This window comes from Paenarthrobacter nitroguajacolicus (assembly GCF_051027655.1).
Classification (GTDB): domain Bacteria; phylum Actinomycetota; class Actinomycetes; order Actinomycetales; family Micrococcaceae; genus Arthrobacter; species Arthrobacter nitroguajacolicus.
On record NZ_CP073234.1, the window covers coordinates 1,388,484 to 1,403,336 of the forward strand.

Consider the following 14,853-nt stretch of genomic DNA (forward strand, 5'->3'; position numbering starts at 1 on the left):
TTACGTTAATCCCATCAGCAGGCAAAACCGCCCGCTGATCGGGGAGGCCAGTATATGGAGCGGACTATCGCACCAGTTACATGGGAGGCCACGCCCGGCCTTCCGGCCGAGCCGCTTCACCATTAGGCCGGGCGAACTGCCCGGGGCTGGAGTCGATGTGGCTATTTCTGAGCAACTGCCCGCAATGGTTTCCGACGGGGAAAGTGCAGCTACCTCTCGCACCAAGCGGGTCTCACAAAAAGCGCGGACCGCACCGTCCGCCACAGGCCGCAGCTACGTGATCGATACGTCCGTCCTGCTATCCGATCCACACGCACTGTTGCGCTTCGCTGAACACGAAGTCATCGTCCCCATCGTGGTCATCAGTGAACTGGAAGGAAAACGCCACGATCCCGAACTGGGCTACTTCGCCCGAAAAGCCCTAAGGCTCCTGGACGACCTCAGAATCGAACACGGAGGCTTGGACCACGCCATCCCCATCGGGAAAGACGGCGGTCTCCTCAGGGTGGAAATGAACCACATCTCCACGGAAGTGCTGCCCGCGGGATTCCGCGGAGGGGACAACGACAGCCGCATCCTGGCCGTCGCCAAAAACCTGGCAAACGAAGGCCACAACGTCACCGTCGTCTCCAAAGACCTCCCCATGCGCGTCAAAGCCTCCGCCATGGGTCTCCACGCCGACGAATACCGCAACGAACTCGTCAAAGACTCCGGCTGGACCGGCATGGCCGAAGTGGACGCAACCGAAGAAGAAATCACCACCCTCTACGGCCACGAACCCGCCTTCATCCCGGCAGCCGCAGAACTTCCCGTCAACACGGGACTGGTTCTCCTGTCCAACCGCGGCTCCGCCCTCGGCCGCGTAGGAGCAGACAAACAAGTCAGGCTCGTCAAAGGCGACCGCGACGTCTTCGGACTCCACGGACGGTCAGCAGAGCAACGGCTCGCCATCGACCTCCTCATGGACCCCGCCGTCGGGATCGTCTCCATAGGTGGCCGCGCAGGCACAGGCAAATCCGCACTCGCCCTCTGCGCGGGCCTGGAAGCCGTCCTGGAACGCCGGGAACACCGCAAAGTAGTGGTCTTCCGCCCCCTCTACGCTGTGGGCGGCCAGGAACTCGGCTACCTCCCCGGCTCCGAATCCGAAAAAATGAACCCCTGGGCGCAGGCAGTGTTCGACACCCTCGGGGCGCTCGTCAGCCAGGAAGTCGTGGAAGAAGTCATGGACCGGGGCATGCTCGAAGTCCTGCCGCTGACCCACATCCGAGGGCGCTCCCTGCACGACGCCTTCGTGATCGTGGACGAAGCACAGTCACTCGAGAAAAACGTGCTCCTCACCGTCATGAGCCGCATCGGACAAAACTCCAAAATCGTCCTCACCCACGACGTCGCCCAGCGCGACAACCTCCGCGTGGGGCGGCACGACGGGGTGGCCGCCGTAGTGGAGACGCTCAAGGGCCATCCGCTGTTCGGGCACATCACGCTGACCCGCTCTGAGCGGTCGCCGATTGCTGCTCTTGTGACTGAGCTGCTCGAAGGGGCTGAGATCTAGGTCATCCTTGGCTGGGCCGTGGTTCGGTTCGCCGGGCCACGGCCCTTCGCCGTCGATTAGACACAACGCATAGGGACCCCTGCGGTCGCTGGGCGACCTCCGGGGTCCGATGCGTCGCGATGCGCTCCTTCCCGGGAGACCGCCGCCTCGCTAATGCTTCTAGTGCCGTTAGAGCGTGAGGTAGGTTTTTAGTTCTTCGTGGCCTTGGACTTTTAGGGTCCAGTGGGGGCGGGTGAATGTGGTGGGGGTGAGGCGGACTCTTTGGACTTCCTCCACTTTTTCGCCCCAGCCGTCGCGGAAAGTGCCGTTCAGTTCGTAGCCGAGGCTGGTAGAGACGCCCAGGGACTGCTGGTTCCAGACCGCCGCTTCGGACTCGGCTACTTCCGCGCCCAGATGGTCAAAGGCGAAGCTCACGACGGCGGCACGCATCTCCTTGCCGAAACCCTGGCCCTGCGCGGACTGCTTGAGCCACGAGCCGGTGCTCACTGTTTTCAGGGTTTTGAAGCTCTTGGCACCGACGTCCTGGACACCGAGGAGCTCGTCGTCATGCCAGACTCCGAGGAGAAGGGTCCAGGAGTCCTTTGTGAAGTTGGCGCGGCAGCGCCAGTACCACTGGGCCATGTTGGGAGCGAGCTCGTCGTCGGGAAGTTCTGTCCACGGCATGCTGAACGGGCTCTTGCCGGGCTCGTGGACACCGGAACGGGCCGCGGCCACGGCGGAAGGGATGTCTTCGTCGAGGACGGGACGGATGGTCAGCCTCGGAGTGGTGAGGGTGAGTCCGAAAGGGGGCCATATTTCTGCCAGCGATGTCATCGCCGTAGCTTAGCCCGGAAGGGAGCCACCCCTCAGGCGGCAGGGCCGATGTCCCACGAGATGTGGCGCCTGACGTCCGTGAGGTTCATCGATTCTGCCAGAAAGAGGTCGTCAAGCATGTACTCGTCCACTGCCAGGATCTTGAGCCAGTGCCCTTTGCCCGCGGAGTCGCCGTCCAGGCTCTGGCTGGCCACGCAAACGCCTGTGCCGATGTCGATCCTGATCAGTGTTCTGCCGGGGTGTGCCAAGGGTTCACTGGGGTCGGAAGGGACATACGTCCGGCTGGGAGTAACGATGGTTTCCAAGGCAAGGCGGCCCTCATGGTCCACCTCGCGGGGTTGCTCCAGGAAGACCCGGTTGGTGTCCGGGAACTCCAAGGGGACTGGGGCGTTGCCGGCAAGCTCTACGGGGTCGAGGGCGGCGGCCAGGCGCCCGTTACCAAAGGAGGGCTCACCGTAGGCGGCCTCAGGGCGCCGGCGGACAAGGCCGGCGTCGTCATAAACCGGTGTCACAAGGTGAGCCGGAAGCAGCCACGAACGGCGCGTGGAACTGATGTAAAGATCGTCCCGGGAGTCGTTGATGCCGGTGGTGCTGTGCAGAAGTTGGCCGTCCGGCGTCTCGAGGCGGAGGGCACCCGGGCGCCTAAGCCAAGCCCGGACCATGGCGGCGCCGGAGCCGGGCCGTTCGAGGTACTCAAAGCGGAGGCTGGTCCACTTCCACGGCGACGAACGGCAAAGATTGCGGAATGTGGAGGACAAGTCAAAACCCGGTCCAGCTGCACTGTAGCGCCCCATATCCACAGTTTACCTACGGGTTCAAGCAGGAATGGCGGCCATCGGGATAGCATCCGAAGGTGATCCGACGACTCTCCGACCTCTGGGATGCCAATCCGCTGGGCTTCTGGCTCGTGATGGCGGCATGCCTGTACTTCGTGGTGATGGCCGTCCGGCTCACAGTGATAGATATCCGGAGCCACCTGTTGCCAAACCGGATCGTGTTTCCGTCCTACGCAGTGGCTGGAGTGCTGCTGCTGGCTGCGGCACTGGTGGTGTACTTCGCTGATTCAACCCCGGAGGGCGCACCGGCGGCTGTGGTCTTTGGTGTGCCCGGCCTGGGCGTTATCGCCGGCGGTGCCTTGCTCTGGCTGTTCTACTTCATACTCAGGCTCGTCCATCCACCCGGAATGGGCTTTGGGGACGTCAAGCTGGCCGGGGTGCTGGGCCTGTATCTGGGCTACTTGGGATGGAGCCACATCTTTGCGGGAACGTTCGCTGCCTTCCTCTTGGGAGGGCTGTGGAGCCTGGGCATCCTGGTGGCCCGGCGAGGCACGCTGCGCTCGGCCATCCCGTTCGGCCCCTTCATGCTGGCCGGGGCGACGGCCGCCATGGTGGTCCTGCCCGCGTGAAGCCGCAAAGCACTGGTCCCGTACCAACTGCGGCCAAATTGCAACGCTCCCCGTATTCTCGGCGTTTACCGGGCTGGGTCATGCTTAGCCCAGCGAGTGTTCGGACGTGTATGAGGGCGGCAGGAGGTTTGCAGTGCGGCGAATCAGGTTGAGGTTCCTGCTGGGCGCGTTCATTGCCTGCGCACTGCCGACCGGATGCGGGCAGACAGTCAACGAACCTCCTGTATCCACGGGATCCGGCATCCAGCCGGGGACTGGTATTCAGTCGGGGAATACGCAGCAGCCGGGCATTACTCAACCGCCGGATCCCACACGCAGCCCGGAGACCCCCTGTGAAGGTGGTCCGCTGGGCTGTTCCGAGTTCACGTCCGTGCGGGGAACCGATGCCACGGGAGATGTGGCATGGCTCGGAACGGACCCGCTGAGAGTGAGCTCGAGGCATGCCAACGGAGAGTGGACCCTCTTCGTCCACACACCGTGCAATTATCTCCAGGTGGCAGTTTCAGTGCAGGATGATGTCTTTACGCAGCTTTGGATGATGGTCACCGACCACGGTTGCGTGGAGCCAACGGACAACTACCAGGCGTGGACAGAGGAGCTCTTTGAACAGCCTGTTCAGTGGAAGCTCGACGGGGACACCCTCACCTTGAAGAACTCACACGCGACCATCGAATTGAAGGAAAGCTGACACCATGGGTGCACCGGAATTCGTGATCAAACTGCGGGAAAAGATCGGCAACGACCCGCTCTGGCTGCCGGCCGTGCGGGGAGTGGTGTTTGACGACGAAGGCAGGGTGCTTTTAGGCCAGCGTGCCGACAACGGCCACTGGACACTAATCACCGGAATGTTGGAACCGGGTGAGCACCCCGCGCCTGGTTTGATCCGCGAAATCTTGGAGGAAACAGCCGTTGTGGCCGAGACGGAGCGCATCATCGGCGTCGGAGTTGTGGGGCCTGTGACGTTCCCCAACGGCGACGTGTGCGATTTCCTGGACATCACGTTCCGCTGCCGATACGTCTCTGGAGAAGCCCGGGTCAATGACGACGAATCACTGGCCGTCGGGTGGTTTGCGCTGGACGAGCTTCCGGAGATGAGTGCCGGGAACCTTGAGGCCATCAGGCTTGCCACGGAGCCCGAAGGCCCCGTGGCGTACCAAGTGGAGGAGTAGCCTTACCGTCTGCCCGCGTCGGCCGTCGGGCGATCCTTTTCGATGCCATCCGAGGCAGCCAACTCCGCTTCCAGCCGTGCAGTCTCCAGGCGCTCGGCCTCAAGCCGGTCCGCCTCTTCGCCACCCACAGCCTCGCCGCGTGCCACCATGCCGGCGGTGTCTGAGAGCGGGATCTGCTTCAGGGTGATGGCAAGGATCAGTGCGATGGCAATGAACGGCACCAAGTACCAGAAGACGGGCGCCAGCGAGTTGGCGTAGGCGTTGACGATCGCATCACGCAACTGTTCGGGCATCTGCGCCAAGGCTTGGGGATCCAGGGTACTGGTGGACTGTGAAGCCTGCTCGGCAGAGGCACCGGCACCTGTGAAGGCGTCGGTGAGTGATTCGGCCAAACGGTTGGTGAAGATCGCTCCAAAGACGGCGACACCCAGCGATGCCCCTACCTCGCGGAAGTAGTTGTTGGTACTGGTCGCCGTACCAATCTGGTCAGCAGGAACGGAGTTCTGCACTACCAGGACAATGACCTGCATGATCAGGCCCAAGCCGGCGCCGAAGATGAAGAGCTGCACGCAGATGACCCAGATGGGGGTTGCCGCTGTGAGCGTAGTCAGCCACAGCATTGCAGCGATGGTGAGCGCAGCACCCAGGATGGGGTACATCTTGTACTTGCCGGTCTTGGAAATGCGGATACCGGAGTAGATGGACGTGCCCATCAGGCCCACCATCATGGGCAGCATCAGCAGGCCGGACTCAGCGGCCGACGTTCCGGAGGACATCTGCAGGAACGTGGGAACGAAAGCAATGGCGGCGAACATACCCAGGCCCAACGTAAAGCCGATGGCCGTGGCGTTGATGAAGATGGGGTTCTTGAACAGGCTCAGCGGAATGATGGGGTCCTCGGCGCGGCGTTCAACCATCACGAAGGCAAAGGCGGCCAGGACCATGCCGACCCCAAACGCCCACGTAAGGGGTGAATCCCAGCCCTCGTCCTTCTTGCCGCCAAAGTCCGTGAAGAAGATGAGGCAGGTGGTGGCAGCGGAGAGGAACAGGACACCCAGGATGTCGATCTTCTTCTCTGCCTTCTTATTCGGCAGGGTCAAAGTGAACCAGGCGGTGATGAACGCAGCGATGCCGATGGGGATGTTGATGTAGAAAGCCCATTCCCAGGTGAGGTGGTCAACGAAGAAGCCACCCAGCAGCGGTCCGGCTACAGCGGACAGGCCGAAGATTGCGCCCAACGGGCCCATGTACTTGCCGCGCTCCTTGGCGGGAACGATGTCGGCAATGATCGCCTGCGAGAGGATCATGAGGCCGCCGCCGCCCAGGCCTTGAATAGCGCGGAAGATCACGAAGCCCCAGAAATCGGTGGCAAACGCGCAACCCACGGATGCGAGGGTAAACAGGGCGATTGCGACGAGGAACAGGTTGCGACGCCCAAGGATGTCACCGAACTTGCCGTAGATGGGCATCACGATGGTGGTGGCAAGGAGGTACGCGGTGGTGATCCAGGCCTGGTGCTCCACGCCGCCCAGCTTGCCCACGATGGTAGGCATTGCGGTGGAAACGATCGTCTGGTCGAGGCTGGACAACAGCATGCCTGCGATCAGCGCCGAGAAGATGATCCAGATGCGTTTCTGGGTCAGCAGCAGCGGTTCGGCTGCTTTGGAGAGTGTACTCATGCGGGGTCCTTCGTGGTTTCAAGGGGGTTGGCGCCCAACTCTTGGTTCGTGGCCAGTGGTTGCGCAAAAAGTTTCCGTGCGGCGTTGAGGTTCTGTTCGAGGATCCCGCGGTAGGGGCGCGAATTATCCTCCGAGAAGAATTGCTGTGCTGTCTTCTTGGAGACAGCCCCGAACACCACCGTTGCCGTCATGACCTCGGGGTGCCCGGGGTCCAGCCCTTCGCGGGCGGCCACCAGCGCGGCGAATTGTCGTTCGCGGGCTTCCCCTTCGAGGGTGAGCCGCGCCAGTAGCTGTGGTTCGGCCGTAATGGCAGCGATGAACTGTTGGACCTCGGTCCGGCTGATGGATGAACGCTCCATCAGGGTCACGGTGAGCACGTGCAGGGCTGCCAAGAGAGTCCCGGAGATGCTGTCCGGCGTGGGGGAAGGGTTCTGGTTGAACGCTTCCAAGGCGTCCTCGGGCAACTCATCCGAAAACGAACCGATGACGGCGTCTTCCTTGGAGTGGAAGTAATTGAAGAAGGTCCGGCGTGAAATCCCCGCCTCTTCGCAGACTTCTTCAACGGTGAAACCGCTCAGGCCACGTGCCGCGGTCATGGAACGCGCGACGGCGGTGATCGCCGTCCGCGTGGCAGCCCGCTTGCGCTCACGAAGGCCACCATCAGTATTTGCACTATTGCTCACAAAGTAAAGTTTTGCACTCAAACACTAAAAGTGCAAAAAGTTTCGGGTATGGCTTTACTCATACTTTCGGGTACGACGACGGCCGGTACCTTTCGTGAGAAAGGTACCGGCCGTCGTCGTGCTTTGAGTATTAGTTCTTGTGAGCGGGGGACGTCATAGTGGTGACGTCGAGGGCCTTGTCGAGCTCTGCCTCGGTAACCTTGCCTTCGCCCTCGCCGACGAAGCCAAGCTTCTCGGTGGCCTGACGGATGGTCAGACCCTCCTTCACGGCGATCTTGGCGATCTTGGCAGCGTTCTCGTAACCAATGAACTTGTTCAGCGGGGTCACGATGGACGGGGAAGCCTCTGCAAGGAAGCGCGCACGCTCGACGTTGGCGGTGATGCCGTCGATCATCTTGTCGGCCATGACGCGGCTGGTGTTGGCCAGCAGGCGGATGGACTCGAGCAGGTTGGCGGCCATCACGGGGATGCCGACGTTGAGTTCGAAGGCGCCGTTGGTGCCGGACCAGGCGATGGCGGTGTCGTTGCCGATGACCTGGGCACAGACCATGATGGACGCTTCGCAGATGACCGGGTTGACCTTGCCCGGCATGATCGAGGAGCCCGGCTGAAGGTCCGGAATGGCGATTTCGCCGAGGCCCGTGTTGGGGCCGGAGCCCATCCAGCGGAGGTCATTGTTGATCTTCATGAAGGAGATCGCGATGTTGCGGAGCTGGCTGGAACCTTCGATCAGGCCGTCACGGTTTGCCTGTGCTTCGAAATGGTCGCGTGCCTCGGTCAGCGGCAGGCCGGTGTCGGCGGCGAGGAGTTCGATGACGCGCTCCGGGAAGCCGGCCGGGGTGTTGATTCCGGTACCAACAGCGGTGCCACCCAGGGGAACTTCGGCAACGCGGGGGAGTGCGGCGTTGATGCGCTCGATGCCGTACCGGACCTGGGCAGCGTAGCCGCCAAATTCCTGGCCGAGCATGACCGGCGTGGCGTCCATGAGGTGGGTACGGCCGGACTTGACGACGTCCTTGAACTCCACGGCCTTGCGATCGAGGGAAGCTGCCAGGTACTCCAGTGCCGGGATCAGGTCGTTGATCAGGGCCGAGGTGGCGGCGACGTGTACGGACGTCGGGAAGACGTCGTTGGAGGACTGCGACGCGTTCACATGGTCGTTCGGGTGGACAACTTTGTCACTCCCCGCGGCCGCGAGGGCGCGCGAGGCCAGCTCCGCGATGACCTCGTTGGTGTTCATGTTGGAGGAAGTGCCCGAGCCGGTCTGGAAAACGTCAATCGGGAAGTCGCCGTCGTACTTACCGGTGGCGACCTCATCGGCAGCGGCGGCGATAGCCTCGGCGAGCTCACCATCGAGCACCCCCAGTTCGGCATTCGCCAGTGCAGCTGCCTTCTTCACGCGGGCAAGAGCCTCGATGTGTGTGCGCTCAAGCGTCTTGCCGGAGATCGGGAAGTTCTCCACAGCACGCTGCGTCTGGGCGCGGTACAGGGCGTTCACGGGGACGCGAACTTCGCCCATCGTGTCATGTTCAATACGGAACTCAGTGGTGGAAGTCATGGGGCTAGCTTAGGGCGATTGGACGCTCCACAGAAAACCCGGAGAGGAGTGCTACGTGCTCCGGCGCTGCGGCCGGAGCACGTCTTCCTAGAGCTTGCCGATCCCGGAAACGAGCGCCGCACGGCCTTCGTCGAGCTTGTACGACAAGCCGATCACGGCAACCCGGCCGTCGTCGATGGCGTCGGAAATCACACGTGAGCTGTCAGCCAAGCGGGCAGCAGTCTGCTTGACGTGCTCCACCACCATGTCGTTGACGTCTTCCTGGCTATTGCGCTTGGCGGTCAGGACGGACGGGGTGATGCGCTCTACGAGGTCGCGGATGAAGCCCGGGGGCATCTCGCCTGTTTCAACGGCCGCCTTGGTGGCCTTCACGGCACCGCAGCTGTCATGGCCGAGGATGACGATCAGCGGAACCCGGAGTTCGCTGATGCTGTACTCGAGGGAGCCCAGGACCGCATCATCAATGACCTGGCCGGCAGTGCGCACCACGAAGGCGTCACCGAGCCCCAGGTCAAAGATAATTTCTGCAGCGAGCCGTGAATCCGAGCAGCCGAAGATCACGGCGAAGGGGTTCTGGTTCTCAATGAGAGAAGATCGTCGCGAAGCGTCCTGGTTGGGGTGCAGGGATTCGCCGGAAACAAAACGTTCGTTGCCCTCGCGGAGACGGCGCCACGCCAGGGCTGGAGTGAGGTAAGTAGGCACGAGCCTTACTTTACGACGCGGATGGGGCAGTCCGTGAAACTGTTGCGCCGGGTTAGCCGGATAGGAAGTTAGGCGGAGGGCTGCGCGGAAGTAGTGGCGGTAGCCGGCGCGCTTGCAGGCGGCGCCTGCTCTGCGGACTTCACGACGGCGGCCGCCAAAGTTGCGAACTCTTCCAGGTTTGCGGTGCCGTTCAGAATGATGGTGGTGCCGCGGTACTCCAGGACCATGCTCCGCTTTTCCTTGCCTGAGTCGCGCAACTCCCACTCCTGGCCGCCTGCACTACGCGTGCCAGTGACAGGAAGGTTCTCCGTTTTCTGCAGGACCCATGTGGGGTTTGCCTGGCTGGTCTGGGTGAGCCCGATGAAGTTTTCCTTGGGCGTCAGGAAACCAATCTCCCAGGTAGGAACGCCGCTTCCGCTGCCGGACTCCCAACGGGCGTAGTTGGGCTTGAATGTGTCGCCCGTATCCGGAGTGACAGGTGTGAATCCCGCCACACCCGTGGCATTGCGGGCGATGGACGCGACGTCAACATCCGGCCTGAAACCTTCGCCCTTGGGAGCCGGGTTCATCAAAACGATGGGGAGGAAAGCCAGTACACAGACAAGCAGCGCTATGACCATGCCGATGACCGAAGCGTTGGCCCGCTTGGCAGCTTTCGCCGCAATGACGGGTTTATAGGGGGCATCCGGGGATGCCTGGGCGCTTGTTTGGTTAGCCTCCGCGGCGTCCGGCTCATTGCCGGCAGCGGGCTTGTCCTGCGTTTCACTCACCCCTCCATGATCGCTTATCGAGGCAGGGAACACACATCCGGCAACCTCGCCGCCGGTATTGCGGGCCGTGGTCATCCAACGACTCCCGGACCACGTGGCGACTATGATCGTTGATAGAGGAACCCCGGGTTGCTTAGTGCAACCATGTCCGGTCCCGTGAATCGTCACTCGAAGAAGAGGTTCAAGTGTCTCCTGCACCAATGACCCAGCAGTATTCCACGATTTCGCCGTCGCTTGCCGTCGGCCTCGACGAACCCGACCGCAACCTTGCGCTTGAACTCGTCCGTGTCACCGAAGCCGCGGCAATTGCCGGTGGCCACTGGGTAGGTTTCGGCGACAAAAACAAGGCAGACGGTGCCGCCGTCGATGCCATGCGTTCGTTCCTTCACACCGTCCACTTCAACGGCGTCGTGGTCATCGGTGAAGGCGAAAAAGATGAAGCCCCCATGCTGTTCAACGGCGAGCAGGTTGGTGACGGCACCGGTCCCGAGTGCGACGTCGCCGTGGACCCCATCGATGGAACACGCCTGACCGCCTTGGGCATCAACAACGCCCTGGCAGTGTTGGCAGTTGCCGAGCGCGGATCCATGTTCGACCCTTCCGCTGTGTTCTACATGGAGAAGCTCGTCACCGGCCCCGAAGCCGCCGACATGGTGGACCTGCGCCTGCCCGTCAAGCAGAACCTGCACCTCATCGCCAAAGCCAAGGGCGTCAAGGTCAACCAGCTCAACGTCATGATCCTGGACCGCGACCGCCACCGCCCCCTCGTGGAAGAAATCCGCGAAGCCGGTGCCCGCACCAAGTTCATCATGGACGGCGACGTCGCCGGCGCCATCGCAGCAGCCCGCTCCGGTACCGGCGTTGACGCCCTGATGGGCATCGGCGGCACTCCGGAAGGCATCGTTGCAGCCTGTGCCATCAAGTCGCTCGGCGGTGTGATCCAGGGCCGCCTGTGGCCGACGTCGGACGAAGAGAAGCAGAAGGCCATCGACGCCGGACACGACCTCGACCGCGTCCTGTCCACAAACGACCTCGTCACCTCGGACAACTGCTACTTCGCAGCAACCGGCATCACCGACGGCGACCTCCTCCACGGTGTGCGCTACCAGAAGGACCGCGTCATGACGCAGTCCATCGTGATGCGCTCCAAGTCCGGGACGGTCCGCTTCGTAGAGGCTGAGCACCACGCATCCAAGTGGGAGACGTACGCGCGCAAGCCGTAACCCCCCGTTGCTGTCGCGTTTTTGACGCGAAAAGCGCCCTGTCGCTCTGCGGCTATCTCCTCGTACCTCGTCGATTTGATGCCGCTGACGCGACAGGGCGCTTTTCGCTGTCCGGATGCGATGGTGCCGCGGCTTCCGGCTTCGCGCTGTTGTGGGGTGGGCAGGGCGCAGGGTGTGCCGTCACCACCTACTTTGACTTTGGAAGCCTGCGGACACGCCGAGTGTCTGGGTGTGTCGTGATGCAGGCGCCCTCAAAGTGGGTGGTGGAGGTACGGGTTCCTCACCGCGCCCTGCACAATTTCGCTACACAAATGGAGTGGTGGCGCCCGGATCACGGTCCGCCGAGGTGCCGACCGGTCAACACGCAATGGTTCGACGACGGCGCTCCGGTGGTGCCGACGTCGGGCGCTCCTGCGCAGCAGTGAGCGAGCTGCGCCGTCATCACCTACTTTGACTATGGAAACCTGCGGACACGCCGAGTGTCTGGGTGTGTCGTGATGCAGGCGCCCTCAAAGTGGGTGGTGGAGGTACGGGTTCCTCACCGCGACCGGCACAATTTCAGTACACAAATGGAGTGGTGGCGCCCGGATCACGGTGCCCGTGGGCAATTAGGGTGGCCTCGCCGGTCAACACGCAATGGTTCGACGACGGCGCTTCGGTGGTGCCGACGTCGGGCGCTCCTGCGCAGCAGTGAGCGAGGTGTGCACTCATCACCTACTTTGACTTTGGAAGCCTGCGGACACGCCGGGTGTGTGGGTGTGTCGTGATGCAGGCGCCCTCAAAGTAGGTGGTGGAGGTACGGGTTCCTCACCGCGACCGGCCAATTTCAGTACACAAATGGAGTGGTGGCGCCCGGATCACGGTGCCCGTGGGCAATTAGGGTGGCCTCGCCGGTCAACACGCAATGGTTCGACGACGGCGCTTCGGTGGTGCCGACGTCGGGCGCTCCTGCGCAGCAGTGAGCGAGGTGTGCACTCATCACCTACTTTGACTTTGGAAACCTGCGGACACGCCGAGTGTCTGGGTGTGTCGTGATGCAGGCGCCCTCAAAGTGGGTGGTGGAGGTACGCGTTCCTTGTGCTGACTCCGGGAGCTGGCCTAGCGCAGTTTGTCGCGGAGCTTCCTGGCAAGCTGGTACGCGCCGTAGCGGAGCTTGTTGACCGGGAGGTCCCAGGTGCCCGGGTAGGACACTTCGCGGCCTCCGAATGACTTCTTGAACGCAGTGAAGCCCGCCCATTTGTGGTCCGGCTGGTCTTCCGGCGCCACACCCCAAAGATCTACGTGTTTGAGGCCCTTCTCCTTGGCGTCAGCCATCAAAGTCACCAGGAGCGGGATGCCTGCGCTGAGCTTGCGGTGGGTATCGTCCAAAGCGGCATGGGCGTACACACGGGTATCAGCGGAGTCATAGGCGAAAGCAGCGGCGATCGGTTCGCCCTCAAGCTCCGCGATGAACAGCGTTCCCGCGCCATTGGGCAGCAGGGAAGCGGCTACTTGCGTGAGGTACTCGTCGCTTTGGGGCTTGAAGCCGTTCCGGGCAGCTGTCAGATGGAGGAAATGCAGAAGCACAGAGATGTCGGCGGGATCCTGGGAAGCGCGGAACGTGACACCCTTCTTGTGGATGTTCCGGTAGAGGTTCCTGTTGGTCGGCTTCATCCCGGCCAGGACGTCTTTGAAGTCGCCGTCAAGATCCACGATCCAGCTGAGCTCAGGCTGCTGATTAACCGGCGCCGGTGTCATACCGCGGGCGCGAAGGAGAGCATCGGCGTCGGACGCTGTGAATCCGGCTGCAGCGGGCTCCATCCGCACGAACACAGCACCCTCCGCCTTTGCCAGGGCAACCAAGGCAGCAGTGGCGGCGTCGAAAGCTTCCACGGACTCCGCTACGGGGCCGTAGGGGGCGTAGATGACCTTGCCGGCGGGGTTCTTCTCCTCGATCGCGAGGAAACTCCAGCCCGGCCCGGACTGCTCATGGACACGGCGTCCCAAGGAACGCTGGACAGCCGCCCATGCGGGCGTTTGCAGGAAAAACTCCATGAATCAGTTCCCCAGCCCCGTGGTCACCGCGAAGGCAACACTGGTGTCCGTTGCTCCCTGCACGGGGTGGACGTTCACGGGGGCCTCGATGTCGGGGATGAACGCTGCAGCGCCACGCTGCAGCCTGAGATCACTCTTGGGGGAGTCGAGCAACACCGAGCCAGACACCACCACGACGACGGCGGGCCCGGTTTGCGCTAGCGGCACCGGCTCGGCGCCCGGGCCAAGCTCAATCCGCTGCAGCTGGAATTCCTTGAAGGGCGGCCGGTACAGTTCCTGCCCGAACTCGGTTCCGCTGGCCTCGATGCGGGGCACGCCGAGTGCTTCGAAGCGTACAGTCTTCAGCAATTCCGGGACGTCCACGTGCTTTGGTGTGAGTCCGCCACGGAGAACATTGTCAGAGGAGGCCATGACCTCCACGCCCAACCCGTGGAGGTAAGCGTGCACGTTGCCGGCCGGCAGGTAAACCACGTCACCGGGCTGCAAGGAAAGATGGTTCAGAAGAAGGGAAATGAGGACGCCGGGATCTCCGGGGAAGGCTTCATTGATGTCCACCATGGCGGTCAACGCTTCGCGGTGCGGCTCCAGCGGTGCGCCGGCGGACAGGACGGCGACTACCTCGTTGATGGCGTCGGAGACGCCGGTGCCACCCTCGATGAGTCGGCTGAAGGCTGCTTTCAGGGCTGCAGGCTCATCAGGCTGGCCGAGATCTGCGATGACGCCTTTGATGACATCGGGAACGTCCACTGCCGCGGAATCAAGGACGTGGGCCAGGTGCCCAAAGATGTCCTTGGACTCAGCAGGTGAACGGAAACCACACAATGCCTTGAACGGAGTGAGGGCGAAGATCATCTCCGGTTTGTGGTTGTCATCCCGGTAGTTGCGGTCTGCTGCATCGGCGGGGATGCCGGCCGCATTCTCCCGTGCGAATCCTTCCCGGGCCTGATCAAGGCTGGGGTGCACCTGCAAGGACAGCGGCTGCTCTGCGGCCAGGAGCTTGGTGAGAAACGGCAGCCGTGGGCCGAATTCGGCGAGGCTTTCCGAGCCCAGGCAGCGCAGGGGATCCGAGGCGATCAACGCGTCCAATGGCTGGGTGACACCGTTGGGGTGGACGGCTGTGGAGGGCGAGTCCGGGTGGGCTCCGATCCACATTTCGGCTTCGGGACCACCTGACGCCGGCCGGCCAAGCAAGCCGGCGATCGCCGTCGTCGAACCCCACGCATAGGGTCGCAAAACATTCTCAATCTGGTACACGAAAGAAAGTC

Annotated in this window: 14 protein-coding genes; 5 read left to right on the top strand and 9 right to left on the bottom strand. The window is 62.6% G+C overall.

The window, feature by feature from the left end; all coding sequences use genetic code 11:
• The first annotated feature begins 157 nt into the window (after positions 1-157).
• Complete coding sequence (locus KCX59_RS06930) at positions 158-1,552, top strand: PhoH family protein (protein WP_370629234.1); 1,395 nt, start codon at positions 158-160, stop codon at positions 1,550-1,552.
• A 168-nt stretch (positions 1,553-1,720) separates the two neighbouring features.
• Here KCX59_RS06930 and KCX59_RS06935 read toward each other — a convergent pair whose 3' ends face one another.
• Both KCX59_RS06935 and KCX59_RS06940 read right to left on the bottom strand, forming a co-directional pair.
• On the bottom strand, positions 1,721-2,365 hold the full coding sequence (locus tag KCX59_RS06935) for a GNAT family N-acetyltransferase (RefSeq protein ID WP_179019227.1): 645 nt from the start codon (positions 2,363-2,365) through the stop codon (positions 1,721-1,723).
• A gap of 32 nt (positions 2,366-2,397) precedes the next feature.
• Positions 2,398-3,159, bottom strand: coding sequence for a hypothetical protein (locus KCX59_RS06940; protein ID WP_179019225.1), 762 nt, complete (start codon positions 3,157-3,159; stop codon positions 2,398-2,400).
• A 59-nt stretch (positions 3,160-3,218) separates the two neighbouring features.
• On the opposite strand from KCX59_RS06940, the gene KCX59_RS06945 reads away from it, so the two are divergent.
• The 3 genes from KCX59_RS06945 (at position 3,219) to KCX59_RS06955 (ending at position 4,939) form a co-directional block, all read left to right on the top strand.
• Positions 3,219-3,770 (top strand): prepilin peptidase, encoded by a 552-nt coding sequence (locus KCX59_RS06945; RefSeq protein WP_091466126.1) that lies wholly within the window; start codon positions 3,219-3,221, stop codon positions 3,768-3,770.
• 133 nt (positions 3,771-3,903) lie between these two features.
• The gene (locus KCX59_RS06950) at positions 3,904-4,458 is read left to right on the top strand and encodes an META domain-containing protein (RefSeq protein WP_179019223.1); all 555 of its coding nucleotides are present in this window, start codon (positions 3,904-3,906) and stop codon (positions 4,456-4,458) included.
• A gap of 4 nt (positions 4,459-4,462) precedes the next feature.
• Positions 4,463-4,939, top strand: coding sequence for an NUDIX hydrolase (locus KCX59_RS06955; RefSeq protein ID WP_179019221.1), 477 nt, complete (start codon positions 4,463-4,465; stop codon positions 4,937-4,939).
• Positions 4,940-4,941: 2 nt separating this feature from the next.
• Here KCX59_RS06955 and KCX59_RS06960 read toward each other — a convergent pair whose 3' ends face one another.
• From KCX59_RS06960 to KCX59_RS06980, 5 genes are all read right to left on the bottom strand, one after another.
• Positions 4,942-6,618, bottom strand: coding sequence for an MDR family MFS transporter (locus KCX59_RS06960; RefSeq protein WP_179019219.1), 1,677 nt, complete (start codon positions 6,616-6,618; stop codon positions 4,942-4,944).
• The gene (locus KCX59_RS06965) at positions 6,615-7,301 is read right to left on the bottom strand and encodes a TetR/AcrR family transcriptional regulator (RefSeq protein WP_179019217.1); all 687 of its coding nucleotides are present in this window, start codon (positions 7,299-7,301) and stop codon (positions 6,615-6,617) included. The genes KCX59_RS06960 and KCX59_RS06965 overlap by 4 nt, the downstream gene beginning before the upstream one ends.
• 130 nt (positions 7,302-7,431) lie before the next feature.
• Positions 7,432-8,859 carry a class II fumarate hydratase gene (locus KCX59_RS06970; RefSeq protein ID WP_091466132.1) on the bottom strand — a complete coding sequence of 476 codons (1,428 nt, stop codon included), beginning with the start codon at positions 8,857-8,859 and terminating at the stop codon, positions 7,432-7,434.
• Between the two features lie 87 nt (positions 8,860-8,946).
• Positions 8,947-9,561, bottom strand: coding sequence for a carbonic anhydrase (locus tag KCX59_RS06975; protein WP_011774029.1), 615 nt, complete (start codon positions 9,559-9,561; stop codon positions 8,947-8,949).
• Between the two features lie 68 nt (positions 9,562-9,629).
• The gene (locus KCX59_RS06980) at positions 9,630-10,331 is read right to left on the bottom strand and encodes a DUF4245 domain-containing protein (protein WP_370629233.1); all 702 of its coding nucleotides are present in this window, start codon (positions 10,329-10,331) and stop codon (positions 9,630-9,632) included.
• Between the two features lie 200 nt (positions 10,332-10,531).
• On the opposite strand from KCX59_RS06980, the gene glpX reads away from it, so the two are divergent.
• Positions 10,532-11,554, top strand: coding sequence for a class II fructose-bisphosphatase (gene glpX, locus KCX59_RS06985; protein ID WP_017198677.1), 1,023 nt, complete (start codon positions 10,532-10,534; stop codon positions 11,552-11,554).
• Between the two features lie 1,098 nt (positions 11,555-12,652).
• On the opposite strand, the gene KCX59_RS06990 is transcribed toward glpX, so the two are convergent.
• Together KCX59_RS06990 and manA are read right to left on the bottom strand one after the other, a co-directional pair.
• Positions 12,653-13,588 carry a lipid II:glycine glycyltransferase FemX gene (locus tag KCX59_RS06990; RefSeq protein ID WP_091466135.1) on the bottom strand — a complete coding sequence of 312 codons (936 nt, stop codon included), beginning with the start codon at positions 13,586-13,588 and terminating at the stop codon, positions 12,653-12,655.
• A gap of 3 nt (positions 13,589-13,591) precedes the next feature.
• Positions 13,592-14,842: a mannose-6-phosphate isomerase, class I gene (manA, locus tag KCX59_RS06995; protein WP_179019213.1), complete on the bottom strand. Its 1,251-nt coding sequence runs from the start codon at positions 14,840-14,842 to the stop codon at positions 13,592-13,594.
• Positions 14,843-14,853 lie beyond the last annotated feature (11 nt).

What these genes read in the sequence shown, in the direction of transcription:
- KCX59_RS06935 (WP_179019227.1), bottom strand. Translation starts at nt 2,365, where the DNA reads ATGACATCGCTGGCAGAAATATGGCCCCCTTTCGGACTCACCCTCACC.
- KCX59_RS06940 (WP_179019225.1), bottom strand. Translation starts at nt 3,159, where the DNA reads ATGGGGCGCTACAGTGCAGCTGGACCGGGTTTTGACTTGTCCTCCACA.
- KCX59_RS06955 (WP_179019221.1), top strand. Translation starts at nt 4,463, where the DNA reads ATGGGTGCACCGGAATTCGTGATCAAACTGCGGGAAAAGATCGGCAAC.
- KCX59_RS06960 (WP_179019219.1), bottom strand. Translation starts at nt 6,618, where the DNA reads ATGAGTACACTCTCCAAAGCAGCCGAACCGCTGCTGCTGACCCAGAAA.
- KCX59_RS06970 (WP_091466132.1), bottom strand. Translation starts at nt 8,859, where the DNA reads ATGACTTCCACCACTGAGTTCCGTATTGAACATGACACGATGGGCGAA.
- glpX (WP_017198677.1), top strand. Translation starts at nt 10,532, where the DNA reads ATGACCCAGCAGTATTCCACGATTTCGCCGTCGCTTGCCGTCGGCCTC.
- KCX59_RS06990 (WP_091466135.1), bottom strand. Translation starts at nt 13,588, where the DNA reads ATGGAGTTTTTCCTGCAAACGCCCGCATGGGCGGCTGTCCAGCGTTCC.